The sequence below is a fragment of the Muricauda sp. SCSIO 65647 genome, assembly GCF_021534965.1.
Lineage (GTDB): Bacteria > Bacteroidota > Bacteroidia > Flavobacteriales > Flavobacteriaceae > Flagellimonas_A.
Genome location: NZ_CP091037.1, coordinates 643,654 through 669,633, shown reverse-complemented (window position 1 = coordinate 669,633; position 25,980 = coordinate 643,654). Strand labels below are relative to the sequence as shown.

General features: G+C 44.0%; 25 protein-coding genes. 12 read left to right on the top strand and 13 right to left on the bottom strand.

Annotated features, from left to right (window positions below; genetic code table 11):
• Positions 1-4: 4 nt before the first annotated feature.
• Positions 5-730: a TrmH family RNA methyltransferase gene (locus L0P89_RS02995; protein WP_235266917.1), complete on the top strand. Its 726-nt coding sequence runs from the start codon at positions 5-7 to the stop codon at positions 728-730.
• A 27-nt stretch (positions 731-757) separates the two neighbouring features.
• Here L0P89_RS02995 and L0P89_RS02990 read toward each other — a convergent pair whose 3' ends face one another.
• Positions 758-1,456: a porin family protein gene (locus L0P89_RS02990; protein WP_235266916.1), complete on the bottom strand. Its 699-nt coding sequence runs from the start codon at positions 1,454-1,456 to the stop codon at positions 758-760.
• Positions 1,457-1,460: 4 nt separating this feature from the next.
• Positions 1,461-2,189, bottom strand: a complete 729-nt coding sequence (ubiE, locus tag L0P89_RS02985; RefSeq protein ID WP_235266915.1) for a bifunctional demethylmenaquinone methyltransferase/2-methoxy-6-polyprenyl-1,4-benzoquinol methylase UbiE — start codon at positions 2,187-2,189, stop codon at positions 1,461-1,463.
• A gap of 196 nt (positions 2,190-2,385) precedes the next feature.
• On the opposite strand from ubiE, the gene trkA reads away from it, so the two are divergent.
• The gene (gene trkA, locus L0P89_RS02980) at positions 2,386-3,735 is read left to right on the top strand and encodes a Trk system potassium transporter TrkA (protein WP_235266914.1); all 1,350 of its coding nucleotides are present in this window, start codon (positions 2,386-2,388) and stop codon (positions 3,733-3,735) included.
• Positions 3,735-5,225 carry a TrkH family potassium uptake protein gene (locus tag L0P89_RS02975; RefSeq protein WP_235266913.1) on the top strand — a complete coding sequence of 497 codons (1,491 nt, stop codon included), beginning with the start codon at positions 3,735-3,737 and terminating at the stop codon, positions 5,223-5,225. Before trkA ends, L0P89_RS02975 begins: the two co-directional genes overlap by 1 nt.
• A gap of 69 nt (positions 5,226-5,294) precedes the next feature.
• On the opposite strand, the gene L0P89_RS02970 is transcribed toward L0P89_RS02975, so the two are convergent.
• Both L0P89_RS02970 and L0P89_RS02965 read right to left on the bottom strand, forming a co-directional pair.
• A complete protein-coding gene (locus tag L0P89_RS02970) occupies positions 5,295-6,482 on the bottom strand; it encodes a pyridoxal phosphate-dependent aminotransferase (protein ID WP_235266912.1) in 1,188 nt (395 codons plus the stop codon).
• 15 nt (positions 6,483-6,497) lie between these two features.
• Positions 6,498-7,598 carry an acyl-CoA desaturase gene (locus L0P89_RS02965; RefSeq protein ID WP_235266911.1) on the bottom strand — a complete coding sequence of 367 codons (1,101 nt, stop codon included), beginning with the start codon at positions 7,596-7,598 and terminating at the stop codon, positions 6,498-6,500.
• Between the two features lie 110 nt (positions 7,599-7,708).
• Here L0P89_RS02965 and rsmG point away from each other — a divergent pair, with 110 nt between their 5' ends.
• Positions 7,709-8,344: a 16S rRNA (guanine(527)-N(7))-methyltransferase RsmG gene (gene rsmG, locus L0P89_RS02960; RefSeq protein ID WP_235266910.1), complete on the top strand. Its 636-nt coding sequence runs from the start codon at positions 7,709-7,711 to the stop codon at positions 8,342-8,344.
• A gap of 29 nt (positions 8,345-8,373) precedes the next feature.
• On the opposite strand, the gene L0P89_RS02955 is transcribed toward rsmG, so the two are convergent.
• From L0P89_RS02955 to L0P89_RS02935, 5 genes are all read right to left on the bottom strand, one after another.
• Positions 8,374-8,916, bottom strand: coding sequence for a DinB family protein (locus L0P89_RS02955; protein ID WP_235266909.1), 543 nt, complete (start codon positions 8,914-8,916; stop codon positions 8,374-8,376).
• Between the two features lie 129 nt (positions 8,917-9,045).
• Positions 9,046-10,674 carry an L-glutamate gamma-semialdehyde dehydrogenase gene (gene pruA, locus L0P89_RS02950; protein ID WP_235266908.1) on the bottom strand — a complete coding sequence of 543 codons (1,629 nt, stop codon included), beginning with the start codon at positions 10,672-10,674 and terminating at the stop codon, positions 9,046-9,048.
• 75 nt (positions 10,675-10,749) lie between these two features.
• Positions 10,750-11,136 carry a Co2+/Mg2+ efflux protein ApaG gene (gene apaG / locus L0P89_RS02945; RefSeq protein ID WP_235266907.1) on the bottom strand — a complete coding sequence of 129 codons (387 nt, stop codon included), beginning with the start codon at positions 11,134-11,136 and terminating at the stop codon, positions 10,750-10,752.
• A gap of 5 nt (positions 11,137-11,141) precedes the next feature.
• Positions 11,142-12,335 (bottom strand): DUF3667 domain-containing protein, encoded by a 1,194-nt coding sequence (locus L0P89_RS02940; protein WP_235266906.1) that lies wholly within the window; start codon positions 12,333-12,335, stop codon positions 11,142-11,144.
• Between the two features lie 32 nt (positions 12,336-12,367).
• On the bottom strand, positions 12,368-13,612 hold the full coding sequence (locus L0P89_RS02935) for a type IX secretion system plug protein domain-containing protein (RefSeq protein WP_235266905.1): 1,245 nt from the start codon (positions 13,610-13,612) through the stop codon (positions 12,368-12,370).
• A 157-nt stretch (positions 13,613-13,769) separates the two neighbouring features.
• Here L0P89_RS02935 and L0P89_RS02930 point away from each other — a divergent pair, with 157 nt between their 5' ends.
• The 8 genes from L0P89_RS02930 to L0P89_RS02895 are packed head-to-tail and all read left to right on the top strand — an operon-like array spanning position 13,770 to position 21,294.
• Complete coding sequence (locus L0P89_RS02930; protein WP_235266904.1) at positions 13,770-15,122, top strand: Na(+)-translocating NADH-quinone reductase subunit A; 1,353 nt, start codon at positions 13,770-13,772, stop codon at positions 15,120-15,122.
• A 1-nt stretch (position 15,123) separates the two neighbouring features.
• Positions 15,124-16,404, top strand: coding sequence for an NADH:ubiquinone reductase (Na(+)-transporting) subunit B (locus L0P89_RS02925; protein WP_235266903.1), 1,281 nt, complete (start codon positions 15,124-15,126; stop codon positions 16,402-16,404).
• Positions 16,405-16,406: 2 nt separating this feature from the next.
• Positions 16,407-17,159, top strand: a complete 753-nt coding sequence (locus L0P89_RS02920; protein WP_235266902.1) for a Na(+)-translocating NADH-quinone reductase subunit C — start codon at positions 16,407-16,409, stop codon at positions 17,157-17,159.
• A 1-nt stretch (position 17,160) separates the two neighbouring features.
• The gene (locus L0P89_RS02915; protein WP_235266901.1) at positions 17,161-17,808 is read left to right on the top strand and encodes an NADH:ubiquinone reductase (Na(+)-transporting) subunit D; all 648 of its coding nucleotides are present in this window, start codon (positions 17,161-17,163) and stop codon (positions 17,806-17,808) included.
• A 12-nt stretch (positions 17,809-17,820) separates the two neighbouring features.
• Positions 17,821-18,567, top strand: coding sequence for an NADH:ubiquinone reductase (Na(+)-transporting) subunit E (nqrE, locus tag L0P89_RS02910; protein WP_235266900.1), 747 nt, complete (start codon positions 17,821-17,823; stop codon positions 18,565-18,567).
• Positions 18,564-19,871 carry an NADH:ubiquinone reductase (Na(+)-transporting) subunit F gene (gene nqrF / locus L0P89_RS02905; RefSeq protein ID WP_235266899.1) on the top strand — a complete coding sequence of 436 codons (1,308 nt, stop codon included), beginning with the start codon at positions 18,564-18,566 and terminating at the stop codon, positions 19,869-19,871. The genes nqrE and nqrF overlap by 4 nt, the downstream gene beginning before the upstream one ends.
• 53 nt (positions 19,872-19,924) lie before the next feature.
• Positions 19,925-20,293, top strand: coding sequence for a Na(+)-translocating NADH-quinone reductase subunit F (locus L0P89_RS02900; RefSeq protein WP_235266898.1), 369 nt, complete (start codon positions 19,925-19,927; stop codon positions 20,291-20,293).
• Positions 20,290-21,294, top strand: a complete 1,005-nt coding sequence (locus L0P89_RS02895) for an FAD:protein FMN transferase (protein WP_235266897.1) — start codon at positions 20,290-20,292, stop codon at positions 21,292-21,294. The genes L0P89_RS02900 and L0P89_RS02895 overlap by 4 nt, the downstream gene beginning before the upstream one ends.
• Here L0P89_RS02895 and L0P89_RS02890 read toward each other — a convergent pair whose 3' ends face one another.
• From L0P89_RS02890 to L0P89_RS02875, 4 genes are all read right to left on the bottom strand, one after another.
• A complete protein-coding gene (locus L0P89_RS02890; protein ID WP_235266896.1) occupies positions 21,295-22,059 on the bottom strand; it encodes a class I SAM-dependent methyltransferase in 765 nt (254 codons plus the stop codon).
• A gap of 522 nt (positions 22,060-22,581) precedes the next feature.
• Positions 22,582-22,959, bottom strand: coding sequence for a GxxExxY protein (locus L0P89_RS02885; RefSeq protein WP_235266895.1), 378 nt, complete (start codon positions 22,957-22,959; stop codon positions 22,582-22,584).
• 10 nt (positions 22,960-22,969) lie between these two features.
• Entirely contained in the window at positions 22,970-23,785 is an 816-nt protein-coding gene (gene map / locus L0P89_RS02880; RefSeq protein WP_235266894.1) for a type I methionyl aminopeptidase, read from the bottom strand.
• Between the two features lie 55 nt (positions 23,786-23,840).
• Complete coding sequence (locus L0P89_RS02875; protein ID WP_235266893.1) at positions 23,841-25,979, bottom strand: glycoside hydrolase family 97 protein; 2,139 nt, start codon at positions 25,977-25,979, stop codon at positions 23,841-23,843.
• Position 25,980: the final 1 nt, after the last annotated feature.

Sequence of the window (25,980 nt, the reverse complement as noted above, 5' to 3'; positions counted from 1 at the left end):
TTTAATGGTTACGAAAAACCAAATCAAATTGGTGAAAAGTTTACAGCAAAAAAAGTACCGAAATAAATTCGGACAATTTGTGGCGGAAGGAAAAAAACTAGTGGGTGAGCTTTTGTCTTCAGGTATTGAGGTTGTAGAAATTTATGCTTTGTCAGAAGAAATTCTTGGTGACACTTCCCAAAAAACCATTTTGGTTTCGCCTTCGGAAATGGGAAAGATGAGCGGATTAAAAACACCCAGTGAGGTTTTGGCGGTTTTCACGATGGCCGAACCTGAAACGATTGATTTTGTGGATTGGACCTTGGTTTTGGATGCCGTTAGGGATCCGGGGAATCTTGGTACCATCATTCGCCTTTGTGATTGGTATGGCGTCAAACATTTGATTTGTTCTGTAGATACGGTCGATGTTTATAATCCAAAGGTATTACAGGCAACGATGGGCTCGGTAGCAAGGGTGAATGTGATGTATACAGATATAGACCAGTTTTTGAAATCGAGCGATTTGCCCATTTTTGGAACTTTTATGGATGGTGCGAACATATATCGAACAAAGCTTCCCGATAAGGGCATTCTGGTCATGGGAAACGAGGCGAACGGTATTTCCGATCAGATCACAGCACTTGTTCAGAAGAAAATAGGCATTCCACAATATGGGACCCAAACGGCTGAAAGTTTAAATGTGGCCACTGCAACGGCGGTATTGCTCAATGAGATTAGAAGAGAGGCCTAGATCGGTGATTTTTGTCAAACATCTAGGTTATTCAAAGGTAAAATTGATGAAGAAGCCCCTAGTGCGCATGCCTGTGATATTTCCCGTCCACGGACTATTGGGGTCGTTGTCAGGTACCAATTCATCAGTTAGGGCGAAAACCCCACGAATTGAAGGGGTAAACTTGAAGTATTCGGTATAGAAATCGATGCCAAAGCCCAACTCATAGCCAAAGACATTTTTCTTCATGCGAAATTCACCACTGCTGTTATCATCAAGGCTGTCTTCGTTGCTCCCCAAATTGATGGCCGTATACCCGCCTCCGATGATAAAAGGTTTCCAATTACCGAAACGTTTGGTGCTTAGCTTTAGCAACAAAGGAAAACGGATATAGGTCGAGCGCACCTCCCTAATGGCATCAGATTCATCTGTAAAGCCGGGGAACCCAAGAATCCGCTGGGTGTAGAGCAATCCTGGTTCAAAACGCAGATCGACAAAATCATTGACGCGCATTTCGCCGATAAGCCCCACATTAAAGCCAAAACTCTTATCCACCAGAATATCTTGCCCGATATCATTTTCATATTCAAATTGAAAATCATATTGGTTGAACCCAAGATAATAGCCCCAGTTCAAAAACTTCTTGTCCTCATTTTGAATATTGAGAATAGGGTCTTTGTTGAATTGCGAATGGATAAACGGACATGCAAACAGTAGCAGGCCCAACAACGGAATGATGTTTTTCATCAATTTATTTTGTAGCAACATATATCGATGCTGCCCCAAATGTCTGGGGTTTGTTCTCTATACCTATAAACCCGATTTTGGCCAAAATATTGTTGAAATCTTTTCCGTAGGGAAAAACCGAGGCCGATTCACCCAAATACGAGTAGGCCGAACGGTCTTTAGCGAACAATCTGCCGATCAATGGAAGCAGAAAGCGACAATAGAAGTGGTAACCCTGCTTAAAAGGAAACTTAGTGGGTACGGCGGTTTCAAGTACCACAAAAATGCCCGATGGCTTCAGTACACGGTAAATCTCTAAAAGGCCCTTTTCAAGGTTTTCAAAATTTCGAACACCAAAGGCTACCGTTATGGCATCGAAAGTATTGTCATCATATGCTAGGTTTTCACTGTCACCAATAACCATTTCAACTGTTTTTTGAAGGTTCTTTTTGATGACTTTCTCCTTTCCTACGTCAAGCATTCCTGCTGAAATGTCCAATCCGATTACCTTTTCAGCGCCGGTCTGCCCCAGGGCAATGGCAAGGTCGCCGGTACCAGTGGCAATGTCCAAGACCGTTTTTGGGTTTTTACGCTGTACCAGGGCCACTACTTTTTTTCGCCATTTCACGTCTGCCCCAAAAGAGATTATCCTGTTCAAGCCATCATAATCTTTTGAGATGGCATCAAACATCTGCGTGACTTGGTCTTTTTTGCCATCACTTGAACCTTTATAGGGGGTTACTTTTTTTGCCATCAAAAAAATTTGCGCAAAGATACGGCATAGTGACCATGCCACATTTCAAGCGAACAAAATAATTGTTGTAATTTTGTGCGGTGATTCAAGAATGTACTACTGAATGAGCAAAGCATTTAGTTGTGTGACGAAAGGTCGATTTTCTTCCGATAACCCATTGACTTCTAAGATAAAAGCTGTTTGTTAATCTGAATTAATGAAGATAATCATTGCAGGAGCAGGTGAGGTGGGCTTTCATTTGGCAAAATTGTTGTCGTATGAAGCACAAGATATTACGCTGATCGATACAGATAAGCAAAGCCTTTCATATGCAGATAATCATTTAGACATTAGGGTATTGCGCGGCGATGCCACTTCGATAGAGGTACTTAGGGACGCCAACGTACAAAACTCTGACATGACCATTGGGGTGACCTCTTCTGAGACCACCAATCTTACCCTTTGTTTTTTGGCAAAACAGTTGGGCTGTAAACGTACGATTGCCCGAATTTCAAATACTGAGTTCATCGATAACAAAGAGACGATCGATTTTTCGCAACTGGGCATCGATGAACTTATTTCGCCTGAAGAATTGGCAGCTTCAGAGATACAGCTGCTTCTCAACCAGTCTGCTTTCAATGACACCTATGAATTTGAAGAGGGACTTTTGACCATGGTCGGTGTCTTCTTGCCTAAAAATGCCCCTTTTGTGGGCAAAATGGTAAAAGAGGCCGCAAGGGTTTTCCCAGAGTTGCATTTCATGCCCATTGCCCTGCAGCGTATGGGTACCCAATATACCCATATTCCACGCGGCGATACAGTTTTCAAGGAAGGGGATCTGGTCTATTTCATCACTTCTGATGAGGGTGTCGATGAACTCTATAAACTGACGGGCATGCAGCGAAAAGAAATCAAGAATGTCATGATTCTTGGTGGAAGCAAGGTCGGTTTCAAAACGGCCCGAGACCTTTGCAACAACAAGTTCAACGTTAAGCTGATTGAGCAGAACAAAGATAAAGCCTTTGATATGGCCGATAATCTGCCCAATGCGCTGGTCATCAATGGCGATGGGCGAAATGTTGAATTACTTGAAGAAGAGAGCCTTGAATCTATGGACGCCTTCATCGCCGTGACCGGAAACTCAGAGACCAATATCATGTCATGTCTCATGGCACGGTCAAAAAACATCAAGAAGACGATTGCCATGGTCGAGAACATGGACTACTTTCAACTCTCACAATCTATTGGCGTTGATACGTTGATCAACAAAAAGCTCTTGGCCGCCAACAATATTTTCAGGTATATCAGAAGGGGTGAAGTGGTCGCCCTGACCCGTCTCAACAATCTGAACGTTGAGATATTGGAATTCATCGTCAAACCCACTTCCCTTGTGAACGGAGAGATCATCAAAGAACTTGATTTTCCGCGTGAGGCCATTATCGGTGGGGTGATACGCGATAACAAAGGCATTATCGCCTTGGGAGATTTTAAAATACAACAAGGTGATAGGGTAGTGGTCTGTTGTCTGCCAAAAGCCATTCCGCGAATTGAAAAGTTGTTTCTCTAATGGGGCTCAACCTTAGGATTATCGTTCATATCATGGGCCTTTTGCTATTGTGCAATGGCTCTTTTATGCTTTTGGCCGCATTGGTGAGCGGTATATACCAAGACGGTGCAACATTGGATATTACCTTGGCGGCCTTAGTGACATTGTTTGTCGGGGTGATGGCCATGTTCTACACAAGGGGGCATAAAAAGGAGGTGAAACGCAAAGAGGGCTATATCATTGTCACTTTTGGATGGATTATCATGTCGTTATCAGGTGTGCTGCCCTATCTTTTTTCAGGGGCCATACCTACCTTGACAAATGCCTTTTTCGAGACCTTGTCGGGCTATACGACCACGGGAGCATCGATATTGAACGACATAGAATCCCTTCCTGAAGGAATCCTTTTTTGGCGCAGCCTGACCCATTGGATAGGTGGAATGGGGATCATCGTGCTTGCCATTGCCATTTTACCACTATTGGGTATTGGGGGTATGCAGCTTTTCGCTGCAGAGGCCCCTGGGCCGGGAGGCGATAAGCTGCATCCCCGTATTACCGATACGGCCAAACGTTTGTGGTTGATCTATGTGGGCTATACCATAGCTGAAACGCTTCTGTTGAAATTGGCGGGCATGACTTTTTTTGATGCCATCAACCATTCGCTCTCTACCTTATCTACTGGAGGCTTTTCTACCAAGAACCTTAGTGTAGCTTACTGGAACGACCAGCCCTTGATACAGTACATCATCATTGTATTCATGTTTTTGGCGGGCACCAACTTTGTCATCAGTTACTTTGCCTTTACAGGCAAGGTACAGCGTATCATAAAAGATGAGGAGTTTAAATTTTATGCGCTCTTCCTTTTGGTGTTTACCATTATAGCGGCTCTTGTCGTTTACTTTCAGGCCGATGTTCCGGTATCAGATTACCACCCAAAGGTGTTGGGTGATTTTGAAAGCGCTGTGCGCCACGGTCTTTTTCAGGTTTTGGCCATTGTGACCACAACAGGTTTTGTAACGGCAGATTTCACGAATTGGACGCCTTTTCTCACTGTCTTTTTCTTCGGATTGATGTTCTTGGGAGGGTCGGCAGGCTCGACCTCTGGGGGCATTAAGGTCATGCGGCATATACTCATCATCAAAAACGGAATTCTAGAGTTTAAGCGCACCTTGCACACCAATGCCATCATACCTGTACGCTATAATAACAAGTCGGTTTCAGAGCACATTGTATATAACATCATCGCTTTTTTCGTACTCTATATGCTCTTGTTCATCATCGGGGCACTGGTTCTAGGCTATTTAGGACTCGATTTTGAATCGGCCATAGGGGGTGCCGCTTCTTCTTTGGGCAATGTGGGTCCGGCATTGGGTGATCTGAACCCTGTGGTGAATTTTAGCAGTTTGCCCGCTTTTGGCAAGTGGTGGTGCGCCTTTTTGATGCTCTTGGGGCGTCTTGAACTGTTTACCGTATTGATTGTCTTGACCCCTGTTTTCTGGAAACGTACGTAATACTGCTCTAGCTTATTGGCTTAGAGAGAAAGACATTTTACAATCATTTTAAACAAATGGTGAAAAAGGTCAAACCACTTTGGCTATCCTCGAAATCGCTTCCTTCAATTCGGCTTCAGACGCGGCGTACGAAATTCTAATGCAGTTCGGGTTGCCGAACGCTTCCCCGGTAACGGTGGCCACATTGGCATGCTCTAACAAATAAAGGGCGAAATCTGAGGCATTGCTGATTTTGGTGCCGTTCAAGGTCTTTCCGAAGAAAGCCGAAACATCGGGAAACACATAAAAAGCACCCTCGGGCACATTGACATTGAAGCCATCGATATGATCCAATAAACCGAGCACCAAATCGCGACGTTGGTGAAACTTGTCGATCATGTATTGGATCCTGCTTTTAGAAGCCTCCAAAGCTGCAATCGTGGCACGCTGGGCAATGGCATTGGCCCCACTGGTGACCTGGCCCTGTAGTTTGGTGCAGCCTTTTGCGATCCATTCAGGTGCACCGATGTAACCGATACGCCAACCTGTCATGGCAAAAGCTTTTGAGACACCGTTTACGGTCACTGTTCTATCGTACATGCCATCGATGCCCGCTATACTCACGTGGCCACTGCCCTTAAAATTGATGTGCTCGTATATTTCGTCTGAAACGACAATGATCTGTGGATATTTTTTCAATACTTCGACCAATGCTTCCAACTCTTTCTTTCCATAGACCGATCCACTTGGGTTGCAGGGTGAGCTGAACCAAAGCATCTTGGTCTTGGGGGTGATGGCAGCCTCCAATTGTTCAGGGGTCATCTTAAAATCGGTCTCGATACTGGTCGGCACTTCGACAGGTACGGCCTCGGTCAATTTTACAATATCGCTGTAGCTGACCCAGTAGGGTGCAGGTAGAATGACCTCGTCTCCAGCATCTAAAACCACCATTGCCACATTGAAGAGCGATTGTTTGGCACCGGTCGAGACCACAATTTGCTTTACACCATAGTCGAGGTCGTTATCGCGTTTGAATTTTTTTGAAATGGCCAGTTTCAGTTCGGCATAGCCATCGACCGGGGTGTAGCTGCTATAATTGTCGTCAATCGCTTGCTTGGCGGCTTCTTTGACAAAATCAGGGATGTTGAAATCGGGCTCGCCAAGGCTAAGCCCAATAATATCTTTGCCTTCATTTCGAAGTTCCCTGGCCTTGGCGGCCATGGCCAGTGTGGCCGAAGTGGACATTTTCTGTACCCTTTCAGACAGTTGGTTGCTCATCTCTGTGCTCGTTTATCAGTATTGCAAAACAGGCTTCTTGCCCAATTCCTTTAAATGCTTGAAGTGCGAAATTATGGCTTTTCTGGTAGTTTTGTACTCGTTGTAGGGCAAATTGAACTCCTTCGCCGTTTGTTTCACAATTTTGGAAATATTTGTGTAGTGTATATGGCTAATATGTGGAAAGATGTGATGTTCGACCTGGTGGTTGAGTCCACCGGTGAACCAATTCACAATTTTGTTTTTTGTGCCAAAATTGACGGTTGTCAACAATTGGTGAATGGCCCACGTATTTTTCATGCCCCCTGACTCATCGGGCAACGGAGTTTCTGCCTCATCGACAATATGGGCCAATTGAAAGACGATGCTGAGAATGAGCCCTGCTACATAGTGCATGATAAAGAAGCCTATCAATATGTGCCACCAGGGTATGTCAAAGAATAATATCGGCAGCACGATCCATACGGTAAAATACAATGCTTTTGTGATGGCCAATGTACTCCAATTGAGAACTGGGTTGGGAAATTTTCCGAACGAAAGCTTGCGCTTTGTGTAGCGGTACATTTGTTTAAAATCTGTGGTAATCGCCCAATTGAAGGTCAAGAGCCCATATAGAAAGATAGAGTACCAGTGTTGAAACTTATGATGTTTTTTCCACTCTGCATGTTTAGAGAAGCGGATTATACGGCCTGCTTCCATATCTTCATCATGCTCGTGAATATTGGTGTAGGTATGGTGCAATACATTATGTTGCACCTGCCAGTTATAGACATTACCGGCCAAAAGGTACATACTGCCCCCCATCAGTTTATTGACCCATTTTTTAGTGGAATATGAGCCGTGGTTTGCATCGTGCATCACGTTCATGCCCACCCCGGCCATGCCGACGCCCATCAAAATGGTCAATAACAATTGCGCCCATGTTGGAAGGTCTAGGGATAACAATAAAAAATATGGGGTCAGATAGCAACTGAACATAATAATGGTTTTCAGATGCAGTTTCCAATTGCCCGTCTTTTTGATGTTTTGTTCCTTGAAATATTGATTTACCCGTCGGTTCAGGGTCTTAAAAAATTGTGCTGAATCTTTTCTCGAGAAGCGTATCGTTTTGTTCTGCATGCACCGAATTTTTGCAAAGGTAACCAACTTAAAGCGAATCGGGTTGCCTAAGATGAAAACGTTTGTTGGTTGCCAAAAGTATTATTTTTGCCGGAATTAGCATGATTTTAATGAAGGCAGATTTAGTTTTCAAGTATTTTTCAGAGTTAACGGCGATTCAAAGAGAACAGATTCTTGCGCTAGAACAGCTATACCAAGATTGGAACCAAAAAATAAATGTGGTTTCAAGAAAAGATATCGACGAACTCTACTTACGTCATGTGCTGCACTCTTTGGGCATCGCCAAAATACAACGGTTCAATGAGGGTGGTCAGGTATTGGATGTGGGTACGGGAGGCGGTTTTCCCGGTATTCCGTTGGCTATTTTGTTCCCGAACACCGAATTTATCTTGGTCGATGCCATTGGCAAAAAAATAAAGGTGGTTCAAGAAGTGGTCGATGGGCTGCAATTGAAAAATGTCACGGCCCATCACAAAAGGGTGGAAGATTTACCCGGTCAATTCGATTTTATCGTAAGCCGTGCGGTGGCCGCCATGCCCACTTTTGTGCATTGGACCAAGGGAAAAATCAAAAAAGACTCGGCCCATGAACGAAAAAATGGCATTTTATATTTAAAAGGGGGAGACTTGACCGAGGAATTGAAAAATTACAAAAACGCCCAACAATTTGAATTGGGCGAATTTTTCAATGAGCCTTTTTTCGAGACGAAGAAGGTAGTCTATCTGCCCCAGAAATTTAAGCCATGAAAAAAGCCCCGATGATGGGGCTTTGGCATCTATTCTTCACCTGAACCTTCACTTGGTTGGCTCCAAGGGGGCACGACCCCGTTTGAACGGGCGTAGGCGATCAATTGGCCCTTGTGTTCCCCGTTATGCTCAAGAACCACGAGTAGACCTCCCAATCTGTTGAGTTTCATAAAACCAAAATCGACTTCCTCGCCCAATTTGGACGTCTCTTCTTCACTGATCTTGCTTAAAACAAACTCGTTGGATTTTTTTAGGGCGGCAATTACATTGTCTTTACCGGTTATGCTAGACTCCATGGTCATGAAATCAACACCTTCTGGTGGGGGATAACCCATTTTCGAAGCCAGAAAGTAATTGGCGACGGCAATGTGCAAGATAGATTCCCTTACCGAACGCACCCCTTCGGCAGGGCGCCAATCGTATTGTTCTTCGCCGAAAGCCTCAGCCAACTGAACGACCTGGCCCTGCATCATTGCGACCATACCTTGAATGGTCGTTTGTACTGTTGTGTCTTCTTGTGAAAAGGCCACAAAAGATAACAAGCAGAATGTAATCAGAAATACTCTTTTCATTGATAGTGTTTTATTGTTAAAACCTGATTTTCAGGGATTTTATCAAATATATGGAATTATAATGGGCAAATTACGGCCCATTTGAGCCAAAATAGGGGGCGTTTGAGACATCTGACCAAATTGGTTGTTTTACCCTAGAAAAGGATATCGATAGTCTTCAGGGCTGACAAAGGTTTCTTTGATCAATCGAGGCGATACCCAACGCAATAGGTTTTGGGCCGAACCGGCTTTGTCATTGGTGCCTGAAGAACGGGCCCCGCCAAAGGGTTGTTGCCCTACCACTGCACCCGTTGGCTTATCATTGATGTAGAAGTTTCCTGCACAGTTTTGCAAAGCTTTTGTAGCCTCATCGATGGCGTAACGGTCTTGTGAGAGTACAGCACCTGTCAAGGCATATTCAGAAGTGCTATCGACCAGTTCAAGAGTTTTGCTCCAATCCTTGTCTTCATACACATACACAGTGACCACAGGTCCGAAAAGTTCGGTGCACATGGTGGTATATTTGGGGTCTGTGGTTAAAATGACCGTGGGTTCAATGAAATAGCCGACCGATTTGTCATACCCTCCACCAGCAACGATTTCCGCATTTTTATCAGCTTTGGCCTGATCGATGTATTTGGCAAGCTTGTCAAATGAGCCTTCATGAATGACAGCTGTGATGAAGTTAGACATATCTTCAGGTGAACCGGGCTTGTTAAAGCTTTCAACATCTTTTTTGACCAGATCTAAAATCTCATTAGCGGTCGATTTGGGCAGGTAGACCCGTGAGGCGGCGCTGCATTTCTGGCCCTGAAATTCAAAGGCACCTCTTGATATGGCCGTGGCCACCTGTTTGGGTTTGGCCGTAGGGTGCGCAATGATGAAATCTTTTCCACCTGTTTCGCCCACAATTCTGGGGTAGGTCTTGTAGTTGTGGATATTGTTGCCAATCTGCTTCCAAAGCTCTTTGAACACGATGGTCGAACCTGTGAAGTGCAAGCCAGAAAAATCAGGACTTGCCAAAATGGTCTCGGTGATCATTACGGGATCGCCCATGACCATGTTGATAACACCATCGGGCAGGCCTGCATCTTTGAAGACATCCATGATTACCTTTGCAGAATAGACCTGGCTATCGCTGGGCTTCCATACCACTACATTGCCCATCATGGCCGCACTGGCGGGCAAATTCCCGGCAATGGCCGTAAAATTGAACGGGGTGATGGCATAGACAAATCCTTCCAAGGGTCGGTATTCGACACGGTTCCAAGTACCCTCTGAAGAGTAGGGCTGCTCTTCATAGATCTGGCTCATAAAAGCTACATTGAACCGTAAAAAATCTATCAGTTCACAGGCAGAATCAATCTCAGCTTGATGAATGGTCTTGGACTGGGCCATCATGGTGGCGGCATTTATCTTGGCCCGGTACGGACCGGCAATTAAGTCTGCAGCCTTCAAAAATATGGCCGCCCGCTGCTCCCAAGTAAGATCGGCCCATTTTTTTCGGGCTTCCAAACAATTGGCAATGGCATTTTCAATGTGTTTTTTCTCGGCAGTATGGTAGTTGCCCACAATATGCTGGTGCTCATGGGGGGGCGTCATAGGGCGGGTATTGCCCGTCGTGATTTCTTCAGATCCTATATAGAGTGGAACTTCAACTTGTGCATTGTAATATGCCCGGTATTGTTTAAGCACGCCCTCTCGTTCAGGAGTGCCCGGAGCGTAGCTCTTTATCGGTTCATTGACTGCTATAGGAACTTGAAAAAAACCTTTACCCATCGTGGAAATTTTTATGGATTGAACAATGCCCACAAAGGTAGTGAAAGGGATGTCGAAAGTAAAATGAAAAAGGGCTTAGTTCATCGCAAAAGGAGCGGCAAACTTGAAGGTCGGAATTTCAACCTCAAATTCCTCTGATGATGAAAAATTCACCATGTTGTAAAAGCCGCGCATAGCCCCTATGGGCGAGGCCAAGAGGCAACCAGAACTATAGGTATGCGATTTGCCAGGTTGAATGACCGGTTTTTTGCCGATTACGCCTTCACCGTCGACAGTCTCCTTTTCCTTTAAAGAATCAAGAATGTCCCAATGCCTAGCGGTCAACTGTACCACATCCTTACCTTGGTTTTCTATGGTAATGGTGTAGCCAAAAGCATAGTGCATCTTATAGTTTTTGAAGAAAGTGCCCTCAAAACTAGTATGTATGGAGACTTTTATTCCTTTGGTGACTTGCGTAATCATAATCTTCAATAGGTAAAGACACTTCCTGTAAACAGTAACATAATGGTCAAAAGGGCCAAAAATGCAAAAACCGTGTTCAGAAAGATATATTTAACAATCGTTTTGAACCTACCTTGTCCATAGAATCTTCGCATGGCCTTGTACAGGTAAATGGCAAAAACCAACAAAAACAATCCTGCACTGGCCGTATTGAAAATAGCATCTACTATCAAGCTAAGGATGAGCAAGATAAATAATAACGATTGGTTGTGAAAACTAAAGATCAAATGATCGGTATAGGTGTATTTTTTACGGATGTACACCACCCAAATAAAAACAGCGAAGGCTGGTAAGAAGAAAAATACGACGAACGGCAACCTTGAAATGGTGGTGTTTATGAATGAACCTGGCTTTTCAATAGCTCGTAGGGCACTACTTGAAAAATTGAAAGCCATTCTGTTTGAAGCTGAATTTTCAATCCCATATTTGGTTTGGGCATCATGAAAGCTTTCTATGGAGTCGTTTCGCATCAACAAACTGAAATAGCCCATCTTTTCATAGAATATATTTGAGTCTGTGCTATCACCGATCGTTTTGAAATAGGCCTTAGGGTCGGCCAAGATTAAGGAATCTTGTTCGATTTCCTTTTTTTGCCCCGTGGTGATCAAAGAATCCAGATTGTTGATCTGTTCTTTGATCATTGTGGTATTCTGGCCTAGGGAGTCCTGTTGTTTCAAGGCTTTGTCAATTTCCTCTCTGAGGGCGGTATTGTCATTGGTGAACGTTCCAGATTCCATAGAAAAGGAAAAAGGCCCCGTTTGTTTGATGTTGTCGTTGAGCTGTTTGCCAAACCTATCTAATCTCGAGAAGTTGTTGTTGTAGGTAAACATCAAAAAATAGATGAATGCCAAACTCAATAAAAACCGAAACGGATTGGTGTAAGAAACTCTTTTGCCCCTAACGTAATCTTTGGTAATGGTGCCGGGTTTCACCAAAAGCGCATAAAGCGTTTTGAGCAGCTTTGAGTCGTAATTGACGAGACTGGAAAAAAACTCGTCGAAAAAATCTTTGAGCACCAATTTTTTGGTGCTGTTGGCCTGCGAACAGTTGGGGCAGTATTTGTCACTGACATCCAAAGGATGACCGCAGTTCAAACATTTGGTGCCACGATACGAAAGCTCATATCTGCCTTTGGTGATAAGGCCCTTGCCCTTGCCCATCTTTTTTGGTCGGTTTTAGCGCTAAAGATAAGTCAATTGCTGATATCTCGAGAGTTGGTAGAGCCGATGCCGATGATACTGTCGTAAAGCTCACCGAAATCTCGGTAATACACCAAAATGAGGTAATTGTTCTCCGTAAAATGAAAATTGCCCGAGACCAAATTGAAATCTATCTCGCCATTCTCTTTTTTGACCACATACTTGTAGTTGTAGAAACCTTGTTTAATGGGGTAAATGAGCTCCATATTCCCACTTTCTTCATTAAACGACATCTTGTTCTCTTCACTAAAGTCAAAATTGTTGAACCTGCCCACGACATAAACATCATCTAATCCAAGTAGTTCATTGTACGGTAGGCTAAAATGCACCTCTGAATACTCGGCCTCACGTGCCACATCATCTCCCTGAAGGGTGCGGACCACAAAATCACCGTTGATGTCTGGGAAAAAGGTATATTCTTGATCATAACGGTAATCGTTGGTGAAGAGATAATGGTGGTAGAGGTCTTTGAACTCGACCCTCGAGATGGCAAACGAAGGAGCCCGTAAATCTTTGGTGTCAAAGTTCAAGAATTCATTGCCCCCGAAAAAAGCCGTTTCTTGATCATATCGGTAAACAAGCTCATTGCCTATGGTAAACTGCGGTTTTATATTGTAAATGGCTGTGGGCCAATAATGGTTTTTTATAATGCCCACTTTTATCTCTTTCTTGGGATTTATCACCTGAAAGCCAGCAGTATTTATGGTAAACTGTATAACTTGTTTCGTGTTGACGTAGTTGAAATCCCTTGACCGTTTCACGGTGGCGCCCACTTTCACCAAATCTTGATAGACCACGAATCGCCTCGAGAATTGAAGTTCGTTGAACATGTTATAGATCTCGAGTACGTAGTTGCCACTGGCCTTGAGCCTAACTTCGTTGTTGGGTATGGCCAGGCGATAGTTCGAATAGGGTTGAAGTGTATTGTAGCTGTTTTGATGGTCGATGATACGCTGGTTATCGTTGCCTTCTAAATACTGTGATTTCAATAATTGGGAGGGGGTCCAATCATAATCACAATGAATAATCTTGTAGTAATAGTCTTGTTCACTCGCAGAAAGATCATCAAACTCTAAGGTAATGCGCTCGCCCAACCGTATGATAGGAAATTGATCTTCGGTCGGTCCCTTGAAGACCACAGTCTTGATATGCGGGGGCGGATTTACCTCTTCCTGTACTTGGCCAAGCACTGAAATAGAGATAAGTAGAAAGGATATTTGTTTAATCAAAAACCGCATATACCGCTTATTTTGGGGGTAAAGGTAAACAAAAAGTATGCCGAGCAAAGTAAGCTCGTCATAATACCATTTTTATAGGTCGATAATTATGAAAACAATGCTTTAAGTAGTAAATTTGCGTGCATTTTTTGATAACCACTTAAGGTCAATATTCAATATGTCTAGAGACATCCGGATCAAAAAAGGGTTGGACATCAACCTTGTCGGGGCTGCAGAACAGACAACTTCAAAAGCCGTCATCAGTAACGTTTACGCTCTCAATTTAGATGATTTTCATGGCATCACACCCAAAATGTTGGTGAAAGAGGGTGCTGAGATCAAAGCTGGCGAACCCATCTTTTACAACAAGAAGATTGCAGATATGCTCTTCGTCTCTCCGGTCAGTGGAGAGTTGGTAGAGATCGTACGGGGGGCAAGAAGGCGCATCTTGACCTTGAAGATTTTGGCCGATAAAGAACAAGAGTTCCATAACGGTCAGAAGATCGACCTGGCCAAGGCAGATGGAAACGAAATTAGGGAGGCATTGCTAAAATCAGGTTGCTGGCCATTCATCAAACAGCGACCTTATGACATCATCGCCGATCCAGACATGGTGCCCAAGGCCATTTTCATCTCAGGCTATACGACAGCGCCTTTGGCCGCGGAAGTTGACTATGTTTTAAGGGGAAGGGAGAAAGAAATACAGACGGCCATCAATGCTCTTGCAAAGATGACCCCGGGTTCGATCCACGTTTCGGTCGGCAATACTTCGACATCACCTTTCAGTAAAATGGAGGGCATTGACCTTCACAAGGTTTCAGGTCCGCACCCAGCGGGTTTGGTCGGAACGCAGATCAATAAAATTGACCCGATCAACAAAGGGGAAGTGGTATGGACCATATCTCCCCAAGACCTTATCATTATCGGTGAGTGGCTACTGACCGGAAAATTCAATGCAGAGAGAACCATTGCGTTGACCGGTTCGGCCGTCAAGGCACCCAAATACTACACTACCAAGATCGGGGCCGAGATATCCACTTTTTTGTATGCCAGTGGGGTGAGCATGAAGAAGTTTAGGCTCATCAATGGCGATGTGTTGACAGGGTCGAAAGTAAAGCCCGACGGATATGTAGGGTTTTACAATAATACCGTTACCGCTATTCCAGAAGGTGATGACTATGAATTTTTCGGTTGGAACAAACCGGTTTTCAACAAAATTTCGACGACAAGGGCCTTGACCTTTTCTTGGATGCGGCCCAACAAGAAATATGACCTCGACACCAATACCAACGGTGAGCATCGCGCATTTGTGGTCACGGGCTTATATGAAGAAGTATTTCCATTGGACATCTACCCACTTCAGTTGTTGAAGGCCTGCATGGTAAAAGATTTGGACGAGATGGAGCAATTGGGTCTCTATGAGGTGGCGCCAGAAGATTTTGCCCTTACCGAATTCGTATGTGTCTCAAAACAGCCCCACCAAAAAATAATTAGGGACGGCCTCGATTTATTACACCAAGAAATAGGATAAAATGAGTGATAAAAGATTGACTTTCAAAAAACGATTGCACATTCTAAAGCACCATTATAGGGGCAGTAAATGGGCACCGGCATTCAATGCGTTGCACACATTTCTGTACATGCCTGACGAGACCACCCACGGTCGGGGTACCCATGTAAAAGCTGCCGATGACCTGAAACGTACCATGAACACTGTTATTATGGCTTTGGTGCCCTGTTTGTTGTTCGGCATGTTCAATACCGGCTACCAGCACTACTCGGCCATTAATGGTTTTCCTGAAAATTTCTCATTGTTCGAGCACTTCTTGACTTGGGACAATTTTTGGTTGGGTGCCATAACGGTACTGCCTTTGGTCATCGTTTCGTATGGGGTTGGGCTTGCCATCGAGTTCTTGTTCGCCGTGATCAAAGGGCAAGAAGTAGAAGAGGGTTATTTGGTGACCGGTATGTTGGTTCCATTGATCATACCCGTTGATACACCGCTTTGGATGTTGGCCGTGGCGGTCGCCTTTGGGGTTGTTATCGGTAAGGAGGTCTTTGGCGGTACAGGAATGAATATTTTGAATCCGGCGTTGACCATTCGGGCCTTTTTATTCTTTGCTTACCCAACGTGGATGAGCGGTGATAAGGTATGGGTGCATGGTGCCGTAGAGCGGGCCGGTACCGCAGATGCCATATCTGGTGAGACAATACTGGGCTATCTGGCCCAGGGCAACACGGCAGAAATGGCACAGAAGTATGATGTGGCCGATATGTTTTTCGGATTTATCCCAGGTTCGGTGGGCGAGACCTCGGCCTTACTGATTTTGCTGGGCGGTCTGTTCTTGATCTTTAGTAAAATTGCAAGTTGGCGCATTATGGTCAGTGCCGTAATAGGGTCATTGCTAATGGGCTTGATCTTTAACTGGATCGTCGATGCGGGATGGATTGCCGAGTACAGCAAATTTCATAGTCTGATGAGCCTTGATTACTGGCAACATCTGATTGTGGGCGGTCTGGCATTTGGCATTGTCTATATGGCGACCGATCCCGTAACGGGCTCGCAGACCAATAGGGGAAAGTGGATCTACGGTTTTTTGATAGGGTTTATCTCCGTGATGATCCGTGTGTTCAATCCGGCCTATCCAGAAGGGGTTTTCTTGGCAATTTTGCTAATGAACGTCTTTGCACCGACAATCGATCATTATGTAATCAGGGGCAATGTGAGAAGACGTCTTAAAAGGGCCCAGAATGCCACTGTTTATCCAAAGTTGTCAGAAGGAAAAGAAGAATTACAAGCTGAAACAGTATAATTATGGCGATCAATACTGAAAAGAACGTTTATACCGTAATCTTTGCGACCCTCATGGTAGTGGTGGTAGGTTCGATCTTGGCATTTCTTGCCTCTAGTCTAAGACCTGCCATCAAAGAAAACGAGCGTTTTGAAAAGCAACAGAACATTCTGTATGCTATGGGCGTAAATGAGAACGAAGGCGCCGGAAGCGTAAATTTTGTACCGACCAATAGGGTCGAAGATGAGTTTTTGAAATACGTTACCAAACAGATCGTATTGGACCAAAGTGGCAACGCCACCGAAGATCCAGAGGCTTTCTTGATCGACTTCAAAAAACAATTGGATGCCATTAAAAAGGGCAACGAAGCCAAACTGCCCTTGTTCTTGGGTGAAAAAGATGGCCAACAATACTATATTTTACCGCTTTACGGAAAAGGACTTTGGGATGCCATATGGGGTTATATGTCACTCGATGAGAATATGGTGGTGCAAGGGGTATATTTCGACCATAAATCTGAAACACCCGGTCTGGGCGCGAATATCAAGATGCGCTTTTTTATGGATGACTTTGAGGGTGAGTATGTTTTGGATGGCAACCAGTATAAAGGAATAGCGGTGGTCAAAGGTAACAACGATCCCTTGAACCAGACCAAAGATGACAATGAGGTCGATGCACTTGCTGGTGCCACCATTACGGGAAATGGGGTGACCGCCATGATCAAAGAGACCCTTAGGCTATACAGGCCTTATTTAAAAACGATTAGAAACCAATAATATGGCACTACTTTCAAAGAAGGATACAAATCTGATATTAGATCCATTAGCTGACAACAACCCGATTACCATTCAGGTCTTGGGTATTTGTTCAGCCCTGGCGATTACCGCCGAATTGAAAGCCTCGGTAGTTATGGCCATATCGGTGCTGTTCGTAATGGGCGTCGGCAATGTGGTGATTTCATTGATGCGAAATATTATTCCCTCAAAGATTCGGATTATTGTGCAACTGGTGGTCATAGCCGCACTGGTAATCATTGTTGACCAGGTATTGAAGGCCTTTGCCTATGAATTGAGCAAGACACTTTCAGTTTTCGTCGGGTTGATCATTACGAACTGTATCATCATGGGCCGTTTTGAAGCCTTTGCCCTTGGCAATGGTATATGGCGATCGTTTTTAGATGGTATCGGCAACGCTTTGGGCTATGGCGTCATTCTGATCATCGTGGGATTCTTTAGGGAACTTTTGGGTTCGGGTACGCTGTTCGGTTTTCCTGTCTTGGGAGACCCCATTGCAAAAACCGGACTTTATTCCATAGGTTACGAGAACAACGGTTTCATGATCATACCGCCCGCCGCATTGATCGTGGTCGGTATCATCATATGGGTACAGCGCTCCCGTAACAGGGCATTGATTGAAGAAGCTTAAAATAGTATTGAGATGTTAGAGCATATAGAATTATTTTTCAAATCCATCTTTATCGATAACATGGTATTTGCCGTGTTTTTGGGAATGTGTTCCTATTTGGCCGTTTCAAAAAAGGTGAGTACGGCTGTGGGCCTGGGTGCGGCCGTGATCTTTGTATTGGCCGTAACGGTGCCTTTGAACTGGTTACTGGACCAATATCTCTTACAAGAAGGCGCTTTGGCATGGTTGGGCCCCGAATATGCCGATTATAATCTGAGCTTCCTTTCCTTTATACTTTTCATTGCCACCATCGCCACCATGGTGCAATTGGTTGAAATTGTGGTCGAGAAATTTTCACCGGCACTATACAACTCTTTGGGTATTTTCTTGCCGTTGATTGCGGTAAATTGCGCCATTTTGGGTGGCTCGCTGTTCATGCAGGCAAGGGAAATACCGTCTTTGGGCTTGGCCCTCAATTATGGGGTAAGCTCGGGTATCGGTTGGTTCTTGGCGATTTTGGCCATAGCCGCCATCCGTGAGAAAATAAGGTATTCAAATGTACCCGCCCCACTTCGTGGATTGGGTATCACTTTTATCATCACAGGTTTGATGGGCATTGGTTTTCAAAGCTTCGGAGGGATGCTGACGGGCGATAACGAACCGCCCGAGCAACCGACCCCAACAACGGTTGAAAAAGTGAATAAAGAGGAAATTGAAAAAGAGATGGAAGACAAAGACAAAGAAGTCTCTTATAACGAAGTCATAAACGAACAAAAATGATTCTAGCTACCAGTACGGGAGGTACTATCTTAATTACAGTAGTTGCGTTTCTTATATTGATCTTGCTTTTGGTGGCCCTGTTGCTCTTTACCAAAGAGAAGCTTTCCCCATCGGGCCCGGTGACCATTACCATCAATGGTGAAAAACAGATGCAGGTCGAATCGGGCAGTTCTTTGTTGGCCACTTTGGGCAATAAGAAAGTCTTTTTGCCATCGGCATGTGGTGGTGGGGGTACCTGTATTCAATGCGAATGTCACGTGCTTTCTGGTGGTGGGGAAGCATTGCCTACCGAAACGCCACACTTTTCTAAAAGGGAATTGCAAGAAGGGGCCCGTTTGGCTTGTCAGGTAAAGGTCAAACAAGATATGGAGATCACCATTCCCGAAGAGGTTTTTGGTATCAAGAAGTGGGAAGCTACAGTGGTGAGAAACTATAACGTGGCCTCGTTTATCAAAGAGTTTGTCGTAGAGATTCCTGAAGATATGAACTATAAGGCGGGAGGATACATCCAAATTGAGATTCCTCCTTGCGAGATCAAATATTCAGATATTGATATCACCGCGCACCCAGAAGAACACGAAACACCTGATAAGTTTAAGACTGAATGGGACAAGTTCGACCTTTGGCCTTTGGTCATGAAGAACACCGAAACGGTAGAACGCGCCTATTCGATGGCTTCCTATCCTGCCGAAGGACGTGAAATCATGTTGAACGTTCGTATTGCCACCCCACCATGGGATCGTTCAAAAAATGGATGGATGGATGTAAACCCGGGTATAGCCTCATCATACATCTTCAATTGTAAAGAAGGCGATAAAGTGACTATTTCAGGTCCGTTTGGCGAGTTTTTCATCAATGAATCCGAAGCCGAGATGCTCTATGTGGGCGGTGGTGCAGGTATGGCCCCCATGCGGTCGCACCTCTATCATTTGTTCAAGACAATGAAGACCGATAGAAAGGTGACATTCTGGTATGGCGGTCGTTCAAAACGTGAACTGTTCTATATTGAGCACTTTAGGGAGTTAGAGAGAGAATTTCCGAACTTCAAGTTCTATATGGCCCTTTCAGAACCTTTGGAAGAAGATAACTGGAAGGTCAAGAAAGACATCGATGACGAAGGTGACGGGTTTGTTGGTTTTATCCACAACTGTGTAATCGATAATTATTTGAACCACCATGATGCGCCCGAAGATATCGAACTCTATTTCTGCGGACCACCCCTGATGAACAAGGCGGTTCAGAAAATGGGTGAGGATTTTGGTATTCCTGATGAGAATATACGATTCGATGATTTTGGAGGATAAAACTTCATAAAAATAGAACCAAACCGATACCTGCCGTATCGGTTTTTTTGTAAATGGAAAAAAGACGCATACTTACCGAACAAGAATTGCACAATCTGGCGATGAACATCGTTGGTCGAGAACTCGAATCAAAAGGCTTTGAATTCATGGCCGTGAACAGCAAACCAAAGAAAAACCCCCAATTTGTCTGCCTAAAAGAAAAGCAATTGCACTTTGTTGTGGTCAGAAGCGTCGAGTACCCAAGAGACCCTAAGATCTATGATGAAAACTTGATGCAAAAAGTGAAGAACCAAGCCATGAAGTTTGAGGCCAAAACCTATTATGCCGGGGTCGGTCTTTCAAATGCGGCAGACAGAAAACTTCCGGTATATTTGAACGAAGAATACATTGTTGAATATCAAGGATTGATCGAGGTTTTATGATAAGGACATTTCTATTTCTTACTGTTTTGATTGTTTCAATGAGCTGTGGCCCTGATGAACGGGTCAAGAACCAAAACCTTGGGCAAGCTTTGGGCACCACCTATGCCATCACTTATATCGCGGACGAACAACTTGATTACCAGTCAGAAATCGACTCAGTTTTCGCGGTGGTCAACCAATCAATGTCCACTTATATTCCCACCTCTGATATTTCTAAGATCAATAACGGTGATTCTACGGTAACGGTAGATGCCATGTTCAAAGAGGTATTTCAAATTTCTAAGGAAATATACCAAAGCACAGATGGTTATTTTGATCCCACTGTGGGAATCTTGGTAGATGCCTGGGGTTTTGGCCCCGGTGAGCAACTCAACCTCGACAGTGCCAAAGTGGATAGTCTATTGCGATTTGTAGGATGGGAAAAAGTACAACTGAACCCCGACAATACCATCACAAAAAGGTATGCGAACATTCGTTTTGATTTTAACGCCATTGCCAAGGGTTATGCCATTGACCGATTGGGAAGCCTTTTAGACCAAAAAAAGATCGATAACTATCTTGTTGAGGTCGGAGGGGAGCTATTGGCCAAGGGCACCAATAAGATCTCAGGTAAACGATGGACGGTAGGTATCGATGACCCACAGGTTGAGGGAGGTAGAAGACTGAAACGGATCATTTTCCTAAAAGATAGGGCAATGGCCTCGTCGGGCAATTATCGAAAGTTTCGCATCGATTCGGTTACAGGAGAGAAATTTGTGCACACCATAGATCCAAAAACCGGCTTCACCAAAAATGCAAAGGTTTTGGCCACTAGTGTCATAGCAGACGATTGTGCCACTGCCGACGGGTATGCCACGGCATTTATGGCGATGGATTTGGAGCGCTCAAAAAATATCTTAAAAGAACAACCTGTACTGGAAGCGTATATCATCTATTTGGATGATGAAGGAGAGACCAAAGAATATATGACTTCAGGCTTTGAAAAATTGGTCGAAGAATGATCATTTTGATACCAAAGGAATGATTTCCCCTTTGGCCAAACGATATCTGCCCACTTCTTTTTGAGAGAGTTTTTTGGTATAATCGACCTCATCGACCGTAAAACCGACACTTCTTAATTTATCAAAGTAATCACGACCATAAATGCGCACATGGTCATATTGCCCAAAAATTCTGGTCCGTTCTTTTTTGTCGGTAATGGAATCGTCTTCAAAAGTGGTTTTGCGACCCAGGTCCTGAGGAATTTGAAAGATGCCCCATCCACCAGGTGTCATGATGCGATACAGTTCTCGCATTGCCTTTCTGTCATCGGTAATGTGCTCTAAGACATGGTTGCAAAGAATGACATCAAAAGAACCGTCATCAAAAGGTAGATCACAGATATCGGCCTTGACATCCGCTAGGGGAGAATTGAGGTCGGTCGTGGTGTACTGTAGATTTTTGAGCTTTTTGAATCGCTTATAGAATGCTTGTTCAGGGGCAAAATGCAGCACTTTTAGCTTACTGGAGAAAAAGTCGGTTTCATTTTTGAGGTAAAGCCAGAGCAAACGATGACGCTCAAGCGATAGGGTAGAGGGCGATAGCACGTTCTCCCTGGTATTTTCATATCCATAGGGTAAAAAGGCTCGAAAACTTTGCCCGTCAATGGGGTCGGTATACTCGTTCCCTTTAAGAAAAAAGGCCAGAACGGGTCTTGCCAGATAGCTCAATTTGATCAGCCATGGCCTAGGCAAGAGATTAAGGGTGTATTTGAATATCGATGACACTGATTACACGAATTTTTACAAATGGTTAGCGTATTACACTTTTATAGGAGAAACTATGTTCTTTAAAATTTACTACTGGGCCTAACTTCAATTTTGGGGCTGTCATGTAATTAAGGGTTTGTTGATTCAGGTATAAAAGTAAGGAGGTATTTTAATGTTTTTGACACGAATTGCACGAATACCCACTAATTTTAAAGTATTGCTCTTCTATAAGCTAAACTATCTTCTCTAAAATTTACTACTGGGCCCAACTTCAATTTTGGGGCTGTCATGTAATTAAGGGTTTGTTGATTCAGGTATAAAAGTAAGGAGGTATTTTAATGTTTTGACACGAATTGCACGAATACCCACTAATTTTAAAGTATTGCTCTTCTATAAGCTAAACTATCTTCTCTAAAATTTACTACTGGGCCCAACTTCAATTTTGGGGCTGTCATGTAATTAAGGGTTTGTTGATTCAGGCATAAAAGTAAGGAGGTATTTTAATGTTTTTGACACGAATTGCACGAATACCCACTAATTTTAAAGGATTGCTCTTCTATAGGCTAAACTGTCTTCGCCAAAATTGACCAAAAGACCTAATTTCAATTTTGAAGTTGCCAAATAATTGAGTGTTTGTTTGATATGGCTTTTGGTTAATGATTCGATTGCCTTAAGTTCTAATATAATTTTGTCATCAACCACAAAATCTGCAAAGTAATGATGGGGAAGCACATTTCCTTTATACTGAATTTCGAATTTTACCTCTCGTTTGTATGGAACCCCATTCGATTTCAGTTCTAATTCCAAAGCATCGCCGTACACGATTTCACTAAATCCTTTTCCCAGCTCTTTATGAACATCCATACACAAACCAATGATAAAGTATGATTCGTCTTTATAAATCAGTTTGTTTGACAAATCTGTGCAATTAGTGAAATTCGTGTCTTTTGAACTCTACTTCTTCATCAGACACTATGCCCAAGGCATCGTATATGTACTGAAAAGTCGATAGTAGCTCGGGTCTACCATCGATCAGGGCCACATCATGCTCAAAATGTGCGCTGGGTTTACCATCTGCGGTGAGTATGGTCCAACCATCATTTAGCTGCTTGATGCGACGGGTACCCATATTGATCATGGGCTCTATGGCAACGACCATTCCGTTTACGAATTTCTTTCCTCGGCCCCGTTTTCCATAATTGGGCATTTCAGGGGTTTCATGGAGTTTGGTGCCCAAACCATGGCCAACCAGTTCACGTACAACACCATACCCGTGGCTCTCGCAAAAATTCTGAATGGCATAACCTACGTCACCGACCCGATTTCCTAATTTAAACTGACGAATACCGACATAAAGCGACTCTTTGGTGACCTGTAGCAATTTTTTGGTTTCTTCTGTCACTTCGCCGACTTCGAAGGTATAGGCATGATCACCGTAAAAACCATTTTTCAATGCACCGCAATCAACAGAGATGATATCGCCTTCCTTTAAGGGCTCTTCATTCGGAATACCGTGCACCACTTGGGCATTCGGACTCCAATTCAAGGTGTTCGGAAAATCGTACATACCCAAAAAACCCGGTTCGGCACCTTGGCCGCGAATGAATTCTTCGGCCATTTTATCGAGCTTCAAAGGATTGGCCCCTGGTTTTATTTCAGAAGCCAGCATACCCAAGGTCTTCGAAACGACCAGAGCACTCTCGCGCATGAGTTCGATTTCTTCTGCTGTCTTGATATTGATCATGGGCGCAAAGATAAGCTGAAATGCCGAAACGGTTTTCACACCATGCTCACCTACATCATAACCGTTTTAGGCCCTTCAGGTCATTTCTATCAGAAGTGGCCATAATACTGATGGCATAACCCCCGCCAGGAGCACAAAATTGCTTTAGTTTGGATTTACTGGTAACCTGATATTTTCGAATTTGATATTCTTTCGGATTTTCTTTGTAATGGGTGTTTTTGGTATCACCGTAAATGGTCGCCACATACTTTTTGTCGTCATCCAAAAAATCAAAGGAAATGGTCGAAGTTCTTGGCTCTTCATCATTGGTGCGGCCTACAAACCAATTATCGGTATCCTTTTCCTTACGGGCATAAGTGATGTAATCACCTGGTTCTGCTTCGAGTACCAAGCTGGTATCCCAATCAAGCCCCACATCCTTTATAAATTGAAAAGCGTCTAAGTGCTTTTCATACGTCTCGGGTAGGTCTGCGGCCATTTGTAAGGGGCTGTACATGGTCACATACAATGCCAATTGCCTGGCTATTGTGGTATTCACCCAAGAACGGTTGTTAGGGTTATATTTACTGACATCTGGCTCGAATACTCCCGGGGTATAATCCATAGGTCCGCCGATCAACCTGGTAAAGGGCAAAATGGTCGTATGATCGGCATTGTTGCCCCCAAAAGCTTCATATTCAGTGCCCCTAGCCGATTCGTTGCCTATTAAATTAGGATAGGTTCTACGCAAACCTGTAGGTCGTACCGCTTCATGGGCATTGACCATGATATGGTGTTCGGCAGCCACGGTGATGGCATGGAGGTAGTGGTTTATCATCCACTGGCCATAATGATGTTCACCCCTTGGAATGATATCGCCTACATAGCCGCTCTTCACTGAATTGTAATTGTTTTCGACCATGAAATCGTAGGCGGCATCCATGAAGCGTTCATAGTTTCTCACCGATCCTGAAGTTTCATGGTGCATCATAAGGCGAACTTCTTTTTCTTTTGCATAGTCTCTTAATTCTTTCACGTCAAAATCGGGATAGGGTGTCAGAAAGTCAAAGACAAAATCTTTCGATTTGCCGAACCAGTCTTCCCATCCTTGGTTCCAACCTTCTACCAAAACCTGGTCAAAACCATGTTGGGCGGCGAAATCGATATGTTTTTTTACATGTTCTGTATTGGCGGCATGTTTTCCGTTTGGGGTAGTTTTGGTGTAATCGGTTTCCCCTAGTCTGACACTTGGTAGTTCGTCGGTATAGGCCCATGAGCTTTTACCCGTGATCAATTCCCACCAGACCCCTATGTACTTTACCGGTTTTATCCAAGAGGTGTCTTCAAAGACACAGGGCTCGTTCAAGTTCAAGGTCATGTTCGACAAGAGAATGTCAGCAGCATTTTTACTGGCAATGACCGTACGCCAAGGGGTATTGGCCGGTGCCTGCATATAGGCCATATTGCCAATCGCATCAGGTGTCAAATGTGACTCAAAGATGAGATTTTCCTCATCTAGTTCAAGGTGCATGCAAGAATAGCCGATTAGTGCGGCCTCGTGCAAATTGATATAGGTTCCCTCTTCGGTTTTCATCAACAAAGCGGTTTGCACCCCTGTTTTTGAAAACGGTGTCTGTGAGGCATTGGGTGTTACCGCTTTGGGCATCAGACTTGAAATCTGGGATAGTTTTGAGGTTGTGTAATCATACTCTTGGGTGTCATAATCACCGGGAATCCAAAAGGTTTTGTGGTCGCCCGTCATGGCGAACTGGGTCTTTTCGTCGGTGATGACAAAATAGATCAGATTCGGTTGTTCGGGAAATTCATACCTAAAGCCCAGACCATCGTCAAAAAGCCGAAATCGAATGTTCATGAAACGGTTGGTGGCAGGCTGCGCCAGTTTTACCAACAATTCGTTGTAATGATTGCGTATACTGTTGGATTCGCCCCATACGGGTTTCCAGGTTTCGTCGAAAGTACTGGTTTTGGTATCGATAACGGTAAAGCCATCCAACAATGCCGGCATATCTTTCAATTCAAACCCTAAGCTACTTTGCGCTATGATTTTGTTCCCCTCTAACGATAGTTCATAGGTAGGCCTACCATCCTCTAAAGAAAATGTCATCGAAAAATTGGCACTGGGAGATTGCAGTTCTTGGGCCAGACCAAAAATGGAAATGGAGATAAATGTCAGTACAAGAGAAAATCTTTTCATT

What these genes read in the sequence shown, in the direction of transcription:
- L0P89_RS02995 (WP_235266917.1), top strand. Translation starts at nt 5, where the DNA reads ATGGTTACGAAAAACCAAATCAAATTGGTGAAAAGTTTACAGCAAAAA.
- L0P89_RS02990 (WP_235266916.1), bottom strand. Translation starts at nt 1,456, where the DNA reads ATGAAAAACATCATTCCGTTGTTGGGCCTGCTACTGTTTGCATGTCCG.
- ubiE (WP_235266915.1), bottom strand. Translation starts at nt 2,189, where the DNA reads ATGGCAAAAAAAGTAACCCCCTATAAAGGTTCAAGTGATGGCAAAAAA.
- trkA (WP_235266914.1), top strand. Translation starts at nt 2,386, where the DNA reads ATGAAGATAATCATTGCAGGAGCAGGTGAGGTGGGCTTTCATTTGGCA.
- L0P89_RS02975 (WP_235266913.1), top strand. Translation starts at nt 3,735, where the DNA reads ATGGGGCTCAACCTTAGGATTATCGTTCATATCATGGGCCTTTTGCTA.
- L0P89_RS02970 (WP_235266912.1), bottom strand. Translation starts at nt 6,482, where the DNA reads ATGAGCAACCAACTGTCTGAAAGGGTACAGAAAATGTCCACTTCGGCC.
- L0P89_RS02965 (WP_235266911.1), bottom strand. Translation starts at nt 7,598, where the DNA reads ATGCAGAACAAAACGATACGCTTCTCGAGAAAAGATTCAGCACAATTT.
- rsmG (WP_235266910.1), top strand. Translation starts at nt 7,709, where the DNA reads ATGAAGGCAGATTTAGTTTTCAAGTATTTTTCAGAGTTAACGGCGATT.
- L0P89_RS02955 (WP_235266909.1), bottom strand. Translation starts at nt 8,916, where the DNA reads ATGAAAAGAGTATTTCTGATTACATTCTGCTTGTTATCTTTTGTGGCC.
- pruA (WP_235266908.1), bottom strand. Translation starts at nt 10,674, where the DNA reads ATGGGTAAAGGTTTTTTTCAAGTTCCTATAGCAGTCAATGAACCGATA.
- apaG (WP_235266907.1), bottom strand. Translation starts at nt 11,136, where the DNA reads ATGATTACGCAAGTCACCAAAGGAATAAAAGTCTCCATACATACTAGT.
- L0P89_RS02940 (WP_235266906.1), bottom strand. Translation starts at nt 12,335, where the DNA reads ATGGGCAAGGGCAAGGGCCTTATCACCAAAGGCAGATATGAGCTTTCG.
- L0P89_RS02935 (WP_235266905.1), bottom strand. Translation starts at nt 13,612, where the DNA reads ATGCGGTTTTTGATTAAACAAATATCCTTTCTACTTATCTCTATTTCA.
- L0P89_RS02930 (WP_235266904.1), top strand. Translation starts at nt 13,770, where the DNA reads ATGTCTAGAGACATCCGGATCAAAAAAGGGTTGGACATCAACCTTGTC.
- L0P89_RS02925 (WP_235266903.1), top strand. Translation starts at nt 15,124, where the DNA reads ATGAGTGATAAAAGATTGACTTTCAAAAAACGATTGCACATTCTAAAG.
- L0P89_RS02920 (WP_235266902.1), top strand. Translation starts at nt 16,407, where the DNA reads ATGGCGATCAATACTGAAAAGAACGTTTATACCGTAATCTTTGCGACC.
- L0P89_RS02915 (WP_235266901.1), top strand. Translation starts at nt 17,161, where the DNA reads ATGGCACTACTTTCAAAGAAGGATACAAATCTGATATTAGATCCATTA.
- nqrE (WP_235266900.1), top strand. Translation starts at nt 17,821, where the DNA reads ATGTTAGAGCATATAGAATTATTTTTCAAATCCATCTTTATCGATAAC.
- nqrF (WP_235266899.1), top strand. Translation starts at nt 18,564, where the DNA reads ATGATTCTAGCTACCAGTACGGGAGGTACTATCTTAATTACAGTAGTT.
- L0P89_RS02900 (WP_235266898.1), top strand. Translation starts at nt 19,925, where the DNA reads ATGGAAAAAAGACGCATACTTACCGAACAAGAATTGCACAATCTGGCG.
- L0P89_RS02895 (WP_235266897.1), top strand. Translation starts at nt 20,290, where the DNA reads ATGATAAGGACATTTCTATTTCTTACTGTTTTGATTGTTTCAATGAGC.
- map (WP_235266894.1), bottom strand. Translation starts at nt 23,785, where the DNA reads ATGATCAATATCAAGACAGCAGAAGAAATCGAACTCATGCGCGAGAGT.
- L0P89_RS02875 (WP_235266893.1), bottom strand. Translation starts at nt 25,979, where the DNA reads ATGAAAAGATTTTCTCTTGTACTGACATTTATCTCCATTTCCATTTTT.